Raw genomic sequence first — 14,016 nt, forward strand, 5'->3', positions numbered from 1 at the left:
TTCAATCCTGCCACGGCGGGAGGGTTTCGTCTTTCCCGGATAGCACCATGGCGCTGGCAATACCGCCCGCCCCGGCGATGGCCACCAGCGCCCGGCCGCCCGCCGCCCGCAGCCGGTGGAAGGCCCGAACCGCCAGCACCGCCCCCGAAGCCCCGATGGGATGGCCCCGGGCGAGCGCGCCGCCCTGCGCATTCACCCGCGCCGGATCAAGGCCAAGGCGCCCGATGCCGGCGAGGGCCTGGGCGGCATAGGCCTCCATCAGTTCCACATGTTCCATGTCGCGCGCATGAAGGCCGAGCCGCCCGCACAGGGCCTCCACCGTCGGCACCGGCGCCAGCGCCGGCATCAGCGGATCTCCACCGCGCGCCAGGGCGCCCAGCACTTGAACCGGCCCTGCCCCACCCGGCCCGAGCAGCACCATGGCCGCCGCATCCGCCTCCACCGCCGTGGTGGCGGCGGTGACCCCGAAGGCCGCGTCCCCCGCGATCACCGGCAGGCGGGCCAGCAAGGCCGGGGACAGGATCCGCGCGAACGGGTCCGTGGCCACGCCAATCACCGGCACGATCTCGCCGTCCGGCGGCGGGAGAACCAGCGCCCGGCGATGGCTTTCCATCGCAAAGGCCTCCTGTGCCTGCCGGGGGATGCCCTCGGCGCGGGCCAGCTCCGCCGCTGCGGCGGCAAGGTCCGGCTCGCGCTCCGGCCAGGGGGTGAAGGCGGGCTGGCGGTAGAAGGCCGGCGCCTCGTCCTTGTTGCGCGGACGATGGGCGCGCAGCGGGGCGCGGCTGAAGCTTTCCACGCCCCCGGCGAGCACATAGCGCGCCTCCCCCGCAGCAATGCGGGCCGCGCCCATGCGGATGGCGTCGAGGCCCGAACAGCATTGGGTGTCCAGCGTCAGCGCCGGGACGTGCTGGGGCAGGCCGGCGGCGAGCGCCGCCACCCGCGCCACATTGCCCCCGCCGGACAGGGCATTGCCGAGAATCACCTCGTCCACCGCGGCCGCAGCTATGCCGGCCTCGGCGAGGATGGGTCCGATCAGGGCCGCCGCCAGGGCGAAGGGCTCCATGTCGCGGAAGGCGCCGCCGCGCGGCACCACCGCCGTGCGCCGGGCGGCCAGAAGGGCGACGCCGGTCATGGGATCAGCTCGCAATCGTGCGGCCACAGGCGGGCGACGGCGGCAAAATCGGTCTTGCCGGAGGCCGTCAGCGGCCAGCGGGCGACCCGCGCATAAAGCCGCGGCACCTTGAACAGGGCGAGGCGCGGCCGCAACCACGCCACCAGATCCGCCCGCGTCATCTGCGCCCCGTCCTCCGGCTGGATGAAGGCCACCAGCCGCTCGCCGCGCTTGCCATCGGGCACCCCCATCACGGCGGCGGTGGCGATGGCGGGGTGCAGCTCCAGCTGCCGCTCCACCTCTTCGGGATAGAGGTTCTTGCCGGAGGTGACGATCATGCGCTTCGCCCGCCCCGCAAGGGTGAGGAAGCCGGCGGCGTCCAGCCGGCCCATGTCGCCGACGCTGATTTCCGGGCCATGGCGCAGCAGGTCGGCGCTGTCGCCGGTGGCATAGTCCTGGAACAGGAAGGGGCTCTCCACGAACACGAGGCCGGTGCGCCCCACGGGCAGGCGCCGGCCCGCCTTGTCGCGGATGGCGAGGCGCACGCCGTCGAAGGCCCGGCCCACGGAGCCCTCGGGCACCGGCTCCTCGCCCTTCGCGACAGTGATGAAGGAGAGTTCCGACGCGCCGTAGAATTCGGCGAAACGGGCCTTGGGCAAGTGGCGGGAAAGCAGCGCCTTGCGCCCCGCCGGCCATTTGGCGCCCGAGCACAGCACGAGGCGGATGCCGTCCAGCCGCGCGCCCTCCGCCGCAAGATGATCCAGCAGCAAGGCGAGCTGGGTCGGCACGCCATAGAGCACGCTGGCCGTGTGGCGGCGCGCGAGGTCCGCCACCGCGCGGGGGCGGAAGCTCTTCGACAGGATCACATGGGCACCGGCATCGAGGCCCCTCGCCAGCGCATAGAGGAACAGGGAATGGGTGAGCGCCCCCGGCGCCAGCACCACGTCATCGGGGCCGATGCCGAATTCGCGGGTGTCGGCATCGAAGCTCTCGGTCCAGGAGCGGTGGGCGCGGCGATAGCCCTTGGGCAGGCCGGTGGAGCCGGAGGTGAAGCCCACATAGAAGGGCAGGTCCGGGTCCGGCGCCCCGGTCACCTCCGCCGCGCCGGCGCCCATGGCCTCGGCAAGGCCCGCCAGTCCCTGGGCCGGGGACAGGCGCACATCCGCGTCGGCACCGCACGACACCAGCAGCCCCGGCCGGATGCGGGCGAGGATGTCCGCCCTTTGCCCCGGCGGCCAGGCGGGGTCGAGCACCTGCCCCTCCCGTCCCGCATGGGCGGCGGCGAGGAACAGCACCGCCAGCGCCGCCCCATTGGGCAGGTCGAGCGCGATGCCGCCTTCGGGCGCCTCTTTGATCCGGGCGGCACAGCGCTGCACCAGAACGGCGAGGGAGCCATAGGTGAGGCTTTCGCCCTCGCAGGTCAGGGCCGGCGCGTCGGGGCGCTCGGCGCCGTGACGGGCGAGATGGCGGGTGATGCTCACGGGCGCGGCTGCGCCGCCACCGACCAGTTGCGCAGCACGGTGGTGACCAGCACCGAAGCGCCCACCGCCTTGAGCAGGTCGCCCGGCAGGAACACCGCCGAGCCGATCACTGCCTTGGAGAGGCCGATGCCCGCCGCCGCCGCCAGCACCGGGATGCCGAACAGGTAGACCACGCCGATGCCGCCCACCACCGACGCCACCAGGGCCGAGGCGAAAGCCGGCAGCTTCAGCCGCTCGGCCAGAAGCCCCACCACATAGGCCCCGGCGATATAGCCGATGAGGAAGCCGGCGGTGGGCCCGGCAAGGAGGCCGAGGCCGCCGCGCCCGCCCGCGAGCAGCGGCGCGCCCAGCAGCACCACGAAGACGAACAGCGCCACCGCCGCTGCCCCGGCCCGCGCGCCCAGCAGCAGGCCGGCGAGCATCACGCCGAGGCTCTGGGCGGTGATGGGCACCCCGGCCGCCAGCGGCATGTAGATGGGCGGCACGAAGCCGAGCGCCGCGATGAGGGCGGCGATGAGCGCGATGCGCACGAGGGTGCGGGTGTCCATGGTCGATCCTTCACGGGTTCGGGCGCGGCGGCGCAGCCGGCGGCGGGACCGGTTGATCGGGCATGCCGAAGCCGCGGGCGTCGAGGGCTTCCGCCACCTGGTCGGCGGTGGAAAGCGCGCCGGAGAAGAAGGCGCCGATGAGCACCAGCCCCGGCCGGCGCGGACTGCGGGCGCGCCAGGCTTCCTCCCGTCCTCGCCAGCTTTCCAGCAGCACCGGCACGAAGCGCAGTACCAGCGCCACCGCCAGCGACAGCCGCTCGGGATCGAGCCCGAACCGCGCCAGCGGCTTCAGCGGCACGGCGATGGCGTCCATCATGTCCTGCAGGCGGGTGGACAGGGTGACGAGGTCGGCCATGAGCACCATCACCGCGATGCGCAGCACGCTCGCCACCGCCATCGACAGGGAGGCGGCCCACACCTGCAGCACGAAGATGACCACCAGCAGCAGCACCATGCTGCGCCACGCCAGCACGCGCAGCACCCCGCGCCGGCCGAAGCCGGCATAGACCAGCAGCACCGCCGCGAGCACAAAGGCCAGCACCAGCGGATCGCCGATGGGCAGGATGAACACCGACAGCACGCCCAGCGCGATGAGCTTCACCCCCGCCGGTAGCCGGTGCAGCAGGCTGGTGCCGGAGAGATAGCCGGCGATCACGGCTGCCCCCTGTTCGCGGCGGCACGGGCGCGGGCGTCGGCCTCATAGAGCGGGATGACCTCCCCCGGCGCGCCGTCGGCGGCGACCATGCCGCCCTTCAGCCACAGCAGGCGGTCGAAGCCGTCGAACAGGTGCAGGTCGTGGCTCGCCATCACCACCTGGAGGTCGAGGTCGGCGAGCCGCGCGGCGAAGCCGAGGCGGGTGGTGAGGTCGAGGCTGGAGAAGGGCTCGTCCAGCAGCAGGATGCGCGGCCCGGCCGCCAGGGCGGCGAGGATGCACACCAGCTGTTTCTGGCCCTCGGACAGGTCCGCCACCGCCCGCTCGCCCCAGCCGGCGCAGCCGTGCCGGGCCAGCAACTGATCGGCGGCGGCGTTGGCCTCGGCCTTGGGACGGCCCTGGGCGATGGGGCCGAAGGCGATCTCCTCCCGCACCGTGGGGAAGATGATCTGGTGGTCCACGTTCTGGAACACGAAGCCCACGGTCGCCGGCAGGCGTCGGCGCTCCTTGCGGGTGTCGAGGCCGGCCACGGTGACAGTACCTGCATCGGGCAGGAGCAGGCCGTTCAACAGCCGCAGCAGGGTGCTCTTGCCGGAGCCGTTGTCGCCGACAAGGCCGATGCGGCGCTCGGACAGGGTCAGGGACAGGCCAGCGAAGACCGAGCGGGCGCCTCGATCCAACACCACGCGGTCGAGCACCATGCCGTCGACGCGGCCGGGACTGTCCACGGCGGGCTGGGGGCCGGCGTCGGGGCGGTTCGGCGGGCGCGCGGGGCGCGCGGATCGTGAAGCGGTGAACATCGCGGGTGCGGGATGGATTATACGCTTCCCCGCGCGGTGCAAACCCTTATCGCGGGCGGTCGGCTCCCGGCGGACGCGAGGGAGGACAACGCCCGGCCAGCGTCACACAACTGAAACATCCAGATGGAATAGAGGCGGGCAGCTGCGTTCAAACGCTCCCTTGGCGCGACCCCTGAGGCCGCCGCCATCCTTCAGGCCCGGTCACCTCCATGAACATTGAAACCCACGCCCTCGGCCCGGAACAGGTTCTGATCGTGCTCGACGGCCGGCTCGACATCGAAGGCACGGCGCAAATCGAGGTGGCGTTCAGCGCCGCGTCGAGCCACGCCAAGGCGACCCTGGTGGACCTGTCGGCGATGCCCTACGTCGCCTCCATCGGCATCCGCCTGTTCATCAGCAATGCCAAGGCCCTGACCCGCCGGGGCGGACGCCTGATCCTGTTCGGCGCGGAGCCGACGGTAGAGCGGATCCTTCTCACCACGGGCCTTGGCGATCTCGCGACCGTGGTCGCCACCCGGGCGGATGCTGACGCCGCGCTCGCCACGGCCTCCTGAGCCGGGCTGGACCGCGCTGAGCCCGGCCGCCGCCGGCTCTTCCAGCGGCCAAAGCCGTGACCCGCCTGCCGCGCCACCACGATACCGATTGATCTGCCGCCCGTGGGGATGCGAAAACACGGGTCACCGGGATATCCGGCACTTGCTCCGCTGTCGCGCGGGCCAGCGCTGCGGGAGGTGGCATGAGCGGACTGGGAGCGCGGCAATTCCTTCTGCGCAAGGCGCCGGAGCACGGCCATCACGCGGTGACCTTCATCGAGCTGTTCTTCGATCTGGTCTTCGTCTTCGCCATCACTCAGCTGTCCCACCATCTGCTGCACGACCTCTCGGTGATCGGGCTGCTGCAGACGCTGGTCCTGTTCGTCGCCGTCTGGTGGGCGTGGATCGACACCGCCTGGGTCACCAACTGGCTCGATCCGGATCGCAAGCCGGTGCGGCTCATGCTGCTGGCGCTGATGCTGGTGGGCCTCGTCTTGTCCGCGTCCCTGCCGAAGGCTTTCCATGAGGGCGGCCTTGCCTTCGCCCTCGCTTATGCGACGTTCCAGACGGGGCGCTCCGCCTTTACCATCTGGGCGGTGGCGCGCCACGATCGCGCCCAATCCCTGAACTTCAAGCGCATCCTGGCATGGCAGGCATTGGCGTCCGTGCTGTGGATCGTCGGCGCCTTCCTGCACGGCGAGGCCCGGCTCGGCCTGTGGATGCTCGCCGTGGTGCTGGAGAGCCTCGCGCCCTCCACCGGCTTCTTCGTGCCGGGCCTCGGCGCCTCCAAGGCGGCGGACTGGAAGGTGGAGGGCCGGCACCTGTCCGAGCGCTGCGCCCTGTTCATCATCATCGCACTGGGCGAATCCATCCTCGTCACCGGCGCCACCGCCTCCGACCTCGCGTGGACCGGCCTCAATGTTACGGCCTTCGTCACCGCCTTTCTCGGCACCGTGGCCATGTGGTGGATCTATTTCGACACCGGATCGGAACGCGCCAGCGCCCGCTTTGCCCATGTCGAGGACAGCGGGCATGTGGCCCGGCTGACCTACACCTACATCCACCAGATCATTGTCATCGGCATTGTCGGCTGCGCCGTCTCCGATGAGCTGATCCTCGCCCACCCCGACGGACATCTCTCGACGGCGGCGGCGTTCGCCATCCTCGGCGGCCCTGCGCTCTATGTGCTGGCGTGCGGACTTTTCAAATACCCGCTCCTCCGCCGCTTTCCGCTCTCCCATCTGGTCGGGCTCGGCCTGCTGGCGCTGCTGATCCCCTTCGCCAGCCTGTTCAGCCCGCTCGGCCTGGCCGCCGCGGGGACCGGCGCCCTGCTGGTGGTGGCGGGCTGGGAGGTGGTCGCCCTGCGCCACATCACGCCACGGCGGGCGGACTGAAACCTGCCGAGACGTGGCGCGAACCCGATTGATTTCCGGCGCGCCGAGGCGCATATATCGCCAAAATCAAATCGATTAGAACCGGCGCGTCGGAACGTCGGAGCACGCAGATTCCCATGGAGACGCCCATGTCCGGTCAAGGCGACCAGCCCGAGAAGCACGGCCTCAAGCTCAGGTCCCAGCTCTGGTTCGACAATCCCGACAATCCCGGCATGACGGCGCTCTATCTGGAGCGCTATCTCAATTTCGGCCTCACCCGGGAAGAGCTGCAGTCGGGCAAGCCCATCATCGGCATCGCCCAGACCGGCTCGGACCTCTCGCCCTGCAACCGCCATCACCTCGACCTTGCCAAAAGGGTCCGCGACGGTATCGAGGCCATGGGCGGCGTGCCGTTCGAGTTCCCGGTCCATCCCATCCAGGAGACCGGCAAGCGCCCCACCGCCGCCCTCGACCGCAACCTCGCCTATCTCGGGCTGGTGGAGATCCTCTACGGCTATCCGCTGGACGGCGTGGTGCTGACCACCGGCTGCGACAAGACCACCCCGGCCTGCATCATGGCGGCGGCCACCGTGAACATTCCGGCCATCGTCCTGTCCGGCGGCCCCATGCTGAACGGCTGGTGGAAGGGCGAGCGCACCGGCTCCGGCACCGTGGTGTGGAAAAACCGCGAGCGCTTCGCCGCCGGCGAGATCGATTATAACGAGTTCATGGACGTGGTGGCGTCGTCCGCCCCCTCGGTGGGCCATTGCAACACCATGGGCACTGCCTCCACCATGAACGCGCTGGCCGAGGCGCTGGGCATGTCCCTGCCCGGCTGCGCCGCCATCCCCGCCCCCTACCGCGAGCGCGGCCAGATCGCCTACGACACCGGCAAGCGCATCGTGGACATGGTGTGGGAGGACCTCAAACCCTCCGACATCCTTACCCGCGAGGCGTTCGAGAACGCCATCCGCGTGAATTCCGCCATCGGCGGCTCCACCAACGCCCCCATCCACCTCAATGCCATCGCCCGCCACGTGGGCGTGCCGCTGAACGTGGATGACTGGCAGGCCGTGGGCCACAAGATCCCGCTTCTGGTGAACCTCCAGCCCGCCGGCGAATATCTGGGCGAGGAGTTCCACCGCGCCGGCGGCGTGCCGGCGGTGGTGGCCGAGCTGATCGAGAAGGGCAAGATCCACGAGGGCGCGCTCACCGTGAACGGGCGCTCCATCGGCGAGAACTGCAAGGGCAAGCTCTCCTGGGACCGCGAGGTCATCAAGACCTACGACGCGCCCCTGAAGGAGGATGCCGGCTTCATCGTGCTGCACGGCAACCTGTTCAACAATGCGGTGATGAAGACCTCGGTGATCTCGCCGGAGTTCCGCGACCGCTTCCTCTCCAACCCGAACGATCCGGAGGCCTTCGAGGGCCGCGCCGTGGTGTTCGAGGGGCCGGAGGACTACCACCACCGCATCGACGACCCGTCGCTCGGCATCGACGAATATACCCTGCTGTTTATTCGTGGCACCGGCCCGCTGGGCTATCCCGGCGGTGCCGAGGTGGTGAACATGCAGCCGCCCACCGCCCTCATCAAGAAGGGCATCCACGCCCTGCCCTGCATCGGCGACGGCCGCCAGTCCGGCACCTCCGGCTCGCCCTCCATCCTGAATGCCTCGCCCGAAGCGGCGGCCGGCGGCGGCCTCGCTTTGCTGAAGACCGGCGACCGGGTGCGGATCGACCTCAACACCTGCACCGCCGATATCCTCATCTCCCCCGAGGAGCTGGCGCAGCGCCGCGCCGACCTGCAGGGCCATGGCGGCTTCCCCATGCCGCAGAGCCAGACCCCCTGGCAGGAGATCCAGCGCTCCATGGTGGCGCAGTTCGACGAGGGTATGGTGCTGAAGCCGGCGGTGAAGTACCAGCGGGTGGCCCAGACCATGGGCGTTCCCCGCGACAACCACTGAGCGAGCAGACCCATGAGCGAACAGGCGGCGCCGGGCATCCGTTCCGGCGCGGTCCCCGGCGGGGTGCCCGGCACGATCCATGATGCGGTGCCTCTGGGCGCGCCGGTGGAGGGCGGCCCGGCCCGGCGGCCGGCGCCCGTGACCCTCCGGGGGCGTCACGTCGCCATCGTGCCGTTCGACGCCGAGCAGCACGCAGCTTCGCTCTACGCCCTCTCCCACGGGCCGGAAAAAGAGGCGCTGTGGGCCTATCTCTCCGCCGCCCCCTTCCCGGACGAGGCCGCCTTCGCGCGCTTTTACGCCGTGGCCGCCACCAAGGCCGACCCCCTGCTGTTCGCCATCGTCGAGGCCGCGACCGGCCGGGCGGTGGGCCACGCCACCTACATGCGCATCGAGCCGGCGCACCGGGTGATCGAGGTGGGCAACATCCTCCACACCCCCGCACTCCAGCGCACCCCGGGGGCGACCGAGGCCATGTATCTCATGGCCCGCCATGCCTTCGAGGATCTCGGCTATCGCCGCTACGAGTGGAAGTGCAACGCCCTCAACGCCCCGTCCCGCCGGACGGCGGAGCGCCTCGGCTTCAGCTACGAGGGGCTGTTCCGCCAGCACATGATCATCAAGGGGCTGAGCCGCGACACCGCCTGGTACGCCCTGCTCGACCATGAGTGGCCGAAGGCGAAAGCCGCCTTCGAGGCCTGGCTCGATCCCGCCAATTTCGACGCCGAAGGCCGCCAGACGCAGCGGCTGGAGGACATCCGCGCCGCATTGTGAGGCATCGCCTCACCCATCCAAAAGCTCAAGAGGAACGCCATGGCTGGACGACTTCAGGGTAAGACCGCGCTGGTGACGGCGGCGGGACAGGGCATCGGCCGGGCCATCGCCGAGGCCTTCGTGCGCGAGGGCGCGAGCGTGATCGCCACCGACCTCGACACCGCCAAGCTCGAAGGCTTTCCCGGCACCGCCCGCAAGCTCGACGTGCGCTCCAGCGAGGCCGTCGCCGCGCTGGCGAAGGAGATCGGCCCGGTGGACGTGCTGGTGAATGCCGCCGGCTACGTGCACCAGGGCAATATCTTCGACACTTCGGAGAAGGACTGGGACTTCTCCTTCGACCTCAATGTAAAGGCCATGCACCGCACCATCTCGGCCTTCCTGCCGGGCATGCTGGAGAAGGGCAAAGGCTCCATCGTCAACATCGCCTCGGCGGCGTCCTCCATCCGGGGCGTGCCGAACCGCTATGTCTACGGCGCCTCCAAGGCGGCGGTCATCGGCCTCACCAAGGCGGTGGCGGCGGACTTCATCCTGAAGGGCGTGCGCGCCAACGTCATCTGCCCCGGCACCATCCAGTCGCCCTCGCTGGACGAGCGCATCGCCGCCGTCTCGGCCCAGACCGGCCGCTCGCTGGACGACGTGCGGGCCGATTTCGTCGGCCGCCAGCCCATGGGCCGGCTCGGCACGCCGGAGGAGATCGCGGCGCTCGCGCTCTATCTCGCCTCCGACGAGAGCGCCTTCACCACCGGGCAGATCCACATCATCGACGGCGGCTGGGCGCTCTAGGGCGCCCGCCGGGACGGCCTTGCCACAGGATCATCGAAAGATCGCGCCTTCGGCTCGCATCGGGGCGCCTTAAGGGAAGAAACCTGACATGCATATTCTCGTCATCGGCGGCGCCGGCATGGTCGGCCGCAAGCTCATCGAACGCCTTGCCCGCGAGGGGCGCCTGGGCGGCAAGCCCATCACCCGCCTCACCGCCCATGACGTGGTGCCGCCCAAGCCGCCGCAGGCGCCCTTTCCCATCGACACCCGGGTGTCGGACCTCTCCGTGCCCGGCGAGGCGGCGGCGGTGGTGGCGGACAAGCCTGACGTGATCTTCCACCTCGCGGCCATCGTCTCCGGCGAGGCGGAGGCGGACTTTGACAAGGGCTACCGCATCAACCTCGACGGCACCCGCCACCTGTTCGATGCCGTGCGGCTCATGGAAGGCTACACGCCGCGCCTGGTCTTCACCTCGTCCATCGCGGTGTTCGGCGCGCCGTTCCCGGATGCCATCCCGGACGAGTTCTTCGCCACGCCCCTCACCTCCTACGGCGCCCAGAAGGCCATCGGCGAGCTGCTGCTGGCGGATTATACCCGGCGGGGCTTCTTCGACGGCATCGGCATCCGCCTGCCCACCATCTGCGTGCGCCCCGGCCTGCCCAACAAGGCGGCCTCCGGCTTCTTCTCCGGCATCATCCGCGAGCCCCTTGCCGGGCAGGACGCCATCCTGCCCGTGTCGGAAGAGGTGATGCACTGGCATGCCTCGCCCCGCTCGGCGGTGGGCTTCCTCATCCATGCCGCCACCCTCGACGGCGAAAAGGTCGGCCCGCGCCGCAACCTCACCATGCCAGGCCTCGCCGTGACCGTGGGCGAGCAGATCGAGGCGCTGCGCAAGGTGGCCGGCGACAAGGCGGTGGCCCGCATCAAGCGGGCGCCCGATCCGGTGATCGAGAAGATCGTGTCCGGCTGGCCGCGCAAGTTCGAGCCCCGCCGCGCCACCGAGCTGGGCTTCGTGGCGGAAAGCTCCTTCGAGGAGATCATCCGCATCCACATCGAGGACGAGCTGGGCGGCAAGATCGCGGACTGAGTCCCGCTCCAGCCCCGCGCGGGTAAACAAAGGCCGATGAGCCTGGCTCATCGGCCTTTTGCATCAGGCGGTCGCACGGGCCACGGCCGCCGTTCAGGCGGCAGCGCGGGCCATGCGCAGGGCGATGCGCTCTTCCAGGCGGCCGATGGCGCCGTCGAGGTCGGGAAGCAGGGTGCGATAGGCGGCGCGCCGGGCGGCAAGGCTCTCGTCCCGCGCCACCTCGGGCAGTTGCCAGAATTCAAAGCGCAGGAGGCCGATGAAGGGCTGGCGCCGCAGGGCGCGCCACGTCTGCGCCCCGAGCGCCACCACCACGTCGAGCCGGGGCGCGCCGGACAGGCCGAACACCCCCGCGGGCTTGGCCGAAAGGCCATCGGCGGGAACCCGCGCAGCCTGAAGGCAATCGATGAGCGCGGGGTCCACCGCGCCTGGCACCAGAGCGGCGGCGCTGAACGGGCGCAGCCCCCGGTGGCCGTGAAGGGCGATGGCTTCCGCCATCAGGCTCGTGCCCGCATTGTCCGGGCACACGAAGAGAACAGTGGGCCGTCCGGTCATCGGCATGGGTCTTTCTCTCGCCCCGAAAGATGGAGCCCGCGTCAGGATACGATCACGATGAAATATGAGCAGCACATGCGCTGGCGCGCGTTCGTCCCGCGAACCGATATCCACCTGGCTCGAAAACGCTGTGACGGCATCCCGCCCGCCGAATCGCACCCTACGCCACCCAGCCGACGCAGTTATGACAGGCCCGCCCCATTGGCGCAGACCTGCCGGGCGACGCGAATCATTTTGGCGTCCCTGCACGCGCCGGCGGCCGGGGAAAGGTCGCCACGCCCGCCCACCGGCGTCAAGGCACTCAGCCAACTCGTTGGCAGACATGGTGAAAAATCGTCGTTAACCATTCCGCAAATCTATCCGGAGATGGATCGGTTGCTGGCGGGCGTCTTGATTCGACCGAAGGTTCTGCGCCGGCGCGTTGGATTCGGAGATTGAGTCATGGCCAAGAAGCTGGCGAAGAAGCCTGAAGTGACGAGCGACAAGGTGAGCAGCATCGCGGCGAAGGCGCTGAAGGATCCCTCCAGCCTGAGCCACGCCGAGATCCTGGCGCTCGCCGGCTCCGCCCTCACCCAGGCCCCGGACAAGCCCAAGGCCGCCGCTCCGACTCCGGCCGCGAAGCCCGCGACCAAGGCCAAGCCGGCGCCGAAGGCCGCCGAGCCGGCCCCCGCCGCCAAGATCGAGACGAAGGCCCCGGCCAAGGCCGCCGCTAAGACCGCCGCCAAGCCTGCGGCCAAGGCACCTGCTAAGACCCCTGCCAAGGCGGCAGCACCGAAGGCGGTTGCCCCCGCGAAGACCGTTGCCAAGAGCCCGGCGAAGACTGCCAAGTCCGTCAAGGCGCCCGCCCCGAAGATTGAGGCCGAGCCCGCCAAGACTGCGCCGAAGGCGAAGGCCAAGAGCACCGCCGAGGCCAAGGCGCCCGCCAAGGTGGCTCCTAAGGCTGCTGCTCCGAAGCCCGCAGCAAAGGCTGAGGCCAAGGTCGTCGCCAAGCCCGCCAAGCCGGCTGCAAAGGCTCCGGCCGCAAAAGCTCCCGCCAAGGCTCCGGTGGCGAAAGCCGTGAAGGCCGAGGTGAAGAAGTCCGAAGTGGCGAAGGCCCCGGCCGCAAAGGTCGCCGCGAAAGCCGCCACCAAGCCCGGCAAGGCTCGCAAGCCGGCCTGACCGGCATGCCGGACGGCTTCAAGAGCGTCACGGTCTCATCAAATGGAAACGCCGCCGCCCCGACCTTGGTCCGGGCGGCGGCGCTGTTTTCGCGTCAGGCCGCGTTACTGCTGCGCAAGCGCACCGGCACGGCCGACGTTGTAGATCTGCACCCGGCGGTTGATGGCGGCGTCGGGATGCTTGGGATCCTGAAGCGCCTCCTCGCCGAGGCCCACGGACTGGAGCCGGCGCGGGTCCACCCGGAAGGTGGTGGAGAGCGCCTCGACCACCGCGTCCGAGCGCTCCTGGCTGAGCTTCATGTTGAGCTCGCGGGTACCGGTGGCATCGGTGTTGCCGACCACCAGGAACTTGTAGCCGAGCAGCACCGGATTATGCATGGCATCCGCGATGGAGCCGAGGGTGCGGTAGGATTCCGGCTTGATCATCGCGGAGTTGAGGTCGAACACGATCTCCACGTTGATCTGGGCCAGCTGGTCGAGCTGGGCCGCCAGCGGCGGGCGGCTTTCCGGCGGGCCGGTATACTTCATGTGCGCCTGGGCGAGGCCGCGCAGGGCCTCGGCCGACACCTGCGGCACGTCATCCACGGAGGTTTGCAGCCCCTGGACGATCTCGGCGTTGGGGGTGAACACCTGGGCCGCGGCAGGCTGCACGCCCACGAGCGCGGGAACCACGGCGGTGCCGGCAAGGAGCAGGGCCGCGCCGAGGCGCGTCCGGGCGAAAGGGACCACCGCGCCAAGGCGGACGTTGGCGAAACGGAACAGGGTCATGCTCAGCCCTCCCTTCACTGGCCGTAGCCGGCATTGACGAGCGAGGCCGTGCAGGTGGCGCTCACCACCTTGGACGCCTCCAGCAGGCACGAGACGATGTTGCCGTCGCCGGGCACGAGGCCGGGGCAGAACTGGGCGGCGTCGCGGTCACAGGCCTTGTAGACCTGCTTCTGAGCCGCGGCCCGCGCCTCGGTCATCTCACGGATGGAGGCATGGTTGGCGGCGCAGGCCGACGTCAGCTGCGCGGCGTTCTGGGCCAGGCAATTGCCGACGGCATTGTTGCCAAGGTTGAGGCCGCGGCAGTGCTTCATGATATCCCCGCCGCAATGCTGCGCGAGGAGGCCGGCCGCCTGCGCGTAGCTGACGGTCTGGGCCTTGGCCGGTCCCACGGCAAGCTGCCCCCCGGCAAGCGCCAGCACGGCGGCCAGAGCTAGTCCCGCAAATCTCATACGATGTC

16 protein-coding genes are annotated in these 14,016 nt (G+C 70.1%); 8 read left to right on the plus strand and 8 right to left on the minus strand.

Going from position 1 to position 14,016, the window contains the following annotated elements:
* Nucleotide 1: 1 nt before the first annotated feature.
* The 5 genes from V5F66_RS12505 to V5F66_RS12525 are packed head-to-tail and all read right to left on the minus strand — an operon-like array spanning nt 2 to nt 4,592.
* Nucleotides 2–1,132, minus strand: a complete 1,131-nt coding sequence (locus V5F66_RS12505; protein WP_394093973.1) for a thiolase family protein — start codon at nt 1,130–1,132, stop codon at nt 2–4.
* Nucleotides 1,129–2,592 carry an AMP-binding protein gene (locus V5F66_RS12510; protein ID WP_394093974.1) on the minus strand — a complete coding sequence of 488 codons (1,464 nt, stop codon included), beginning with the start codon at nt 2,590–2,592 and terminating at the stop codon, nt 1,129–1,131. Before V5F66_RS12510 ends, V5F66_RS12505 begins: the two co-directional genes overlap by 4 nt.
* Nucleotides 2,589–3,140 (minus strand): biotin transporter BioY, encoded by a 552-nt coding sequence (locus V5F66_RS12515; protein WP_012114027.1) that lies wholly within the window; start codon nt 3,138–3,140, stop codon nt 2,589–2,591. The genes V5F66_RS12510 and V5F66_RS12515 overlap by 4 nt, the downstream gene beginning before the upstream one ends.
* A 10-nt stretch (nt 3,141–3,150) precedes the next feature.
* Entirely contained in the window at nt 3,151–3,795 is a 645-nt protein-coding gene (locus V5F66_RS12520) for an energy-coupling factor transporter transmembrane component T family protein (protein ID WP_394093975.1), read from the minus strand.
* Nucleotides 3,792–4,592, minus strand: a complete 801-nt coding sequence (locus V5F66_RS12525) for an energy-coupling factor ABC transporter ATP-binding protein (RefSeq protein ID WP_445329423.1) — start codon at nt 4,590–4,592, stop codon at nt 3,792–3,794. The genes V5F66_RS12520 and V5F66_RS12525 overlap by 4 nt, the downstream gene beginning before the upstream one ends.
* Before the next feature lie 209 nt (nt 4,593–4,801).
* Here V5F66_RS12525 and V5F66_RS12530 point away from each other — a divergent pair, with 209 nt between their 5' ends.
* From V5F66_RS12530 to denD, 6 genes are all read left to right on the plus strand, one after another.
* A complete protein-coding gene (locus V5F66_RS12530; RefSeq protein WP_393999315.1) occupies nt 4,802–5,146 on the plus strand; it encodes an STAS domain-containing protein in 345 nt (114 codons plus the stop codon).
* Nucleotides 5,147–5,328: 182 nt separating this feature from the next.
* Nucleotides 5,329–6,519: a low temperature requirement protein A gene (locus tag V5F66_RS12535; protein WP_394093977.1), complete on the plus strand. Its 1,191-nt coding sequence runs from the start codon at nt 5,329–5,331 to the stop codon at nt 6,517–6,519.
* A gap of 128 nt (nt 6,520–6,647) precedes the next feature.
* Nucleotides 6,648–8,462, plus strand: a complete 1,815-nt coding sequence (locus V5F66_RS12540; RefSeq protein WP_012114021.1) for an IlvD/Edd family dehydratase — start codon at nt 6,648–6,650, stop codon at nt 8,460–8,462.
* A 12-nt stretch (nt 8,463–8,474) separates the two neighbouring features.
* Nucleotides 8,475–9,233 carry a GNAT family N-acetyltransferase gene (locus V5F66_RS12545; protein ID WP_394093978.1) on the plus strand — a complete coding sequence of 253 codons (759 nt, stop codon included), beginning with the start codon at nt 8,475–8,477 and terminating at the stop codon, nt 9,231–9,233.
* Between the two features lie 39 nt (nt 9,234–9,272).
* Nucleotides 9,273–10,016 (plus strand): SDR family oxidoreductase, encoded by a 744-nt coding sequence (locus V5F66_RS12550; RefSeq protein WP_012114019.1) that lies wholly within the window; start codon nt 9,273–9,275, stop codon nt 10,014–10,016.
* 88 nt (nt 10,017–10,104) lie between these two features.
* A complete protein-coding gene (denD, locus tag V5F66_RS12555) occupies nt 10,105–11,082 on the plus strand; it encodes a D-erythronate dehydrogenase (protein WP_012114018.1) in 978 nt (325 codons plus the stop codon).
* Nucleotides 11,083–11,175: 93 nt separating this feature from the next.
* Here denD and V5F66_RS12560 read toward each other — a convergent pair whose 3' ends face one another.
* Nucleotides 11,176–11,640: an arsenate reductase/protein-tyrosine-phosphatase family protein gene (locus V5F66_RS12560; RefSeq protein WP_394007031.1), complete on the minus strand. Its 465-nt coding sequence runs from the start codon at nt 11,638–11,640 to the stop codon at nt 11,176–11,178.
* Between the two features lie 51 nt (nt 11,641–11,691).
* Between V5F66_RS12560 and V5F66_RS12565 the strand changes: the two genes are divergently transcribed.
* Nucleotides 11,692–12,072, plus strand: a complete 381-nt coding sequence (locus V5F66_RS12565; RefSeq protein WP_394093979.1) for a hypothetical protein — start codon at nt 11,692–11,694, stop codon at nt 12,070–12,072.
* A 3-nt stretch (nt 12,073–12,075) separates the two neighbouring features.
* Nucleotides 12,076–12,792 (plus strand): hypothetical protein, encoded by a 717-nt coding sequence (locus V5F66_RS12570; RefSeq protein WP_394093980.1) that lies wholly within the window; start codon nt 12,076–12,078, stop codon nt 12,790–12,792.
* Between the two features lie 104 nt (nt 12,793–12,896).
* Here the strand turns inward: V5F66_RS12570 and V5F66_RS12575 are convergent, their stop codons facing one another.
* The gene (locus V5F66_RS12575) at nt 12,897–13,559 is read right to left on the minus strand and encodes an OmpA family protein (protein ID WP_012114015.1); all 663 of its coding nucleotides are present in this window, start codon (nt 13,557–13,559) and stop codon (nt 12,897–12,899) included.
* Between the two features lie 14 nt (nt 13,560–13,573).
* Nucleotides 13,574–14,008, minus strand: a complete 435-nt coding sequence (locus tag V5F66_RS12580) for a cysteine rich repeat-containing protein (RefSeq protein WP_012114014.1) — start codon at nt 14,006–14,008, stop codon at nt 13,574–13,576.
* Nucleotides 14,009–14,016: the final 8 nt, after the last annotated feature.

Source organism: Xanthobacter versatilis, assembly GCF_043193975.1.
Taxonomy (GTDB): Bacteria; Pseudomonadota; Alphaproteobacteria; order Rhizobiales; family Xanthobacteraceae; genus Xanthobacter; species Xanthobacter autotrophicus_E.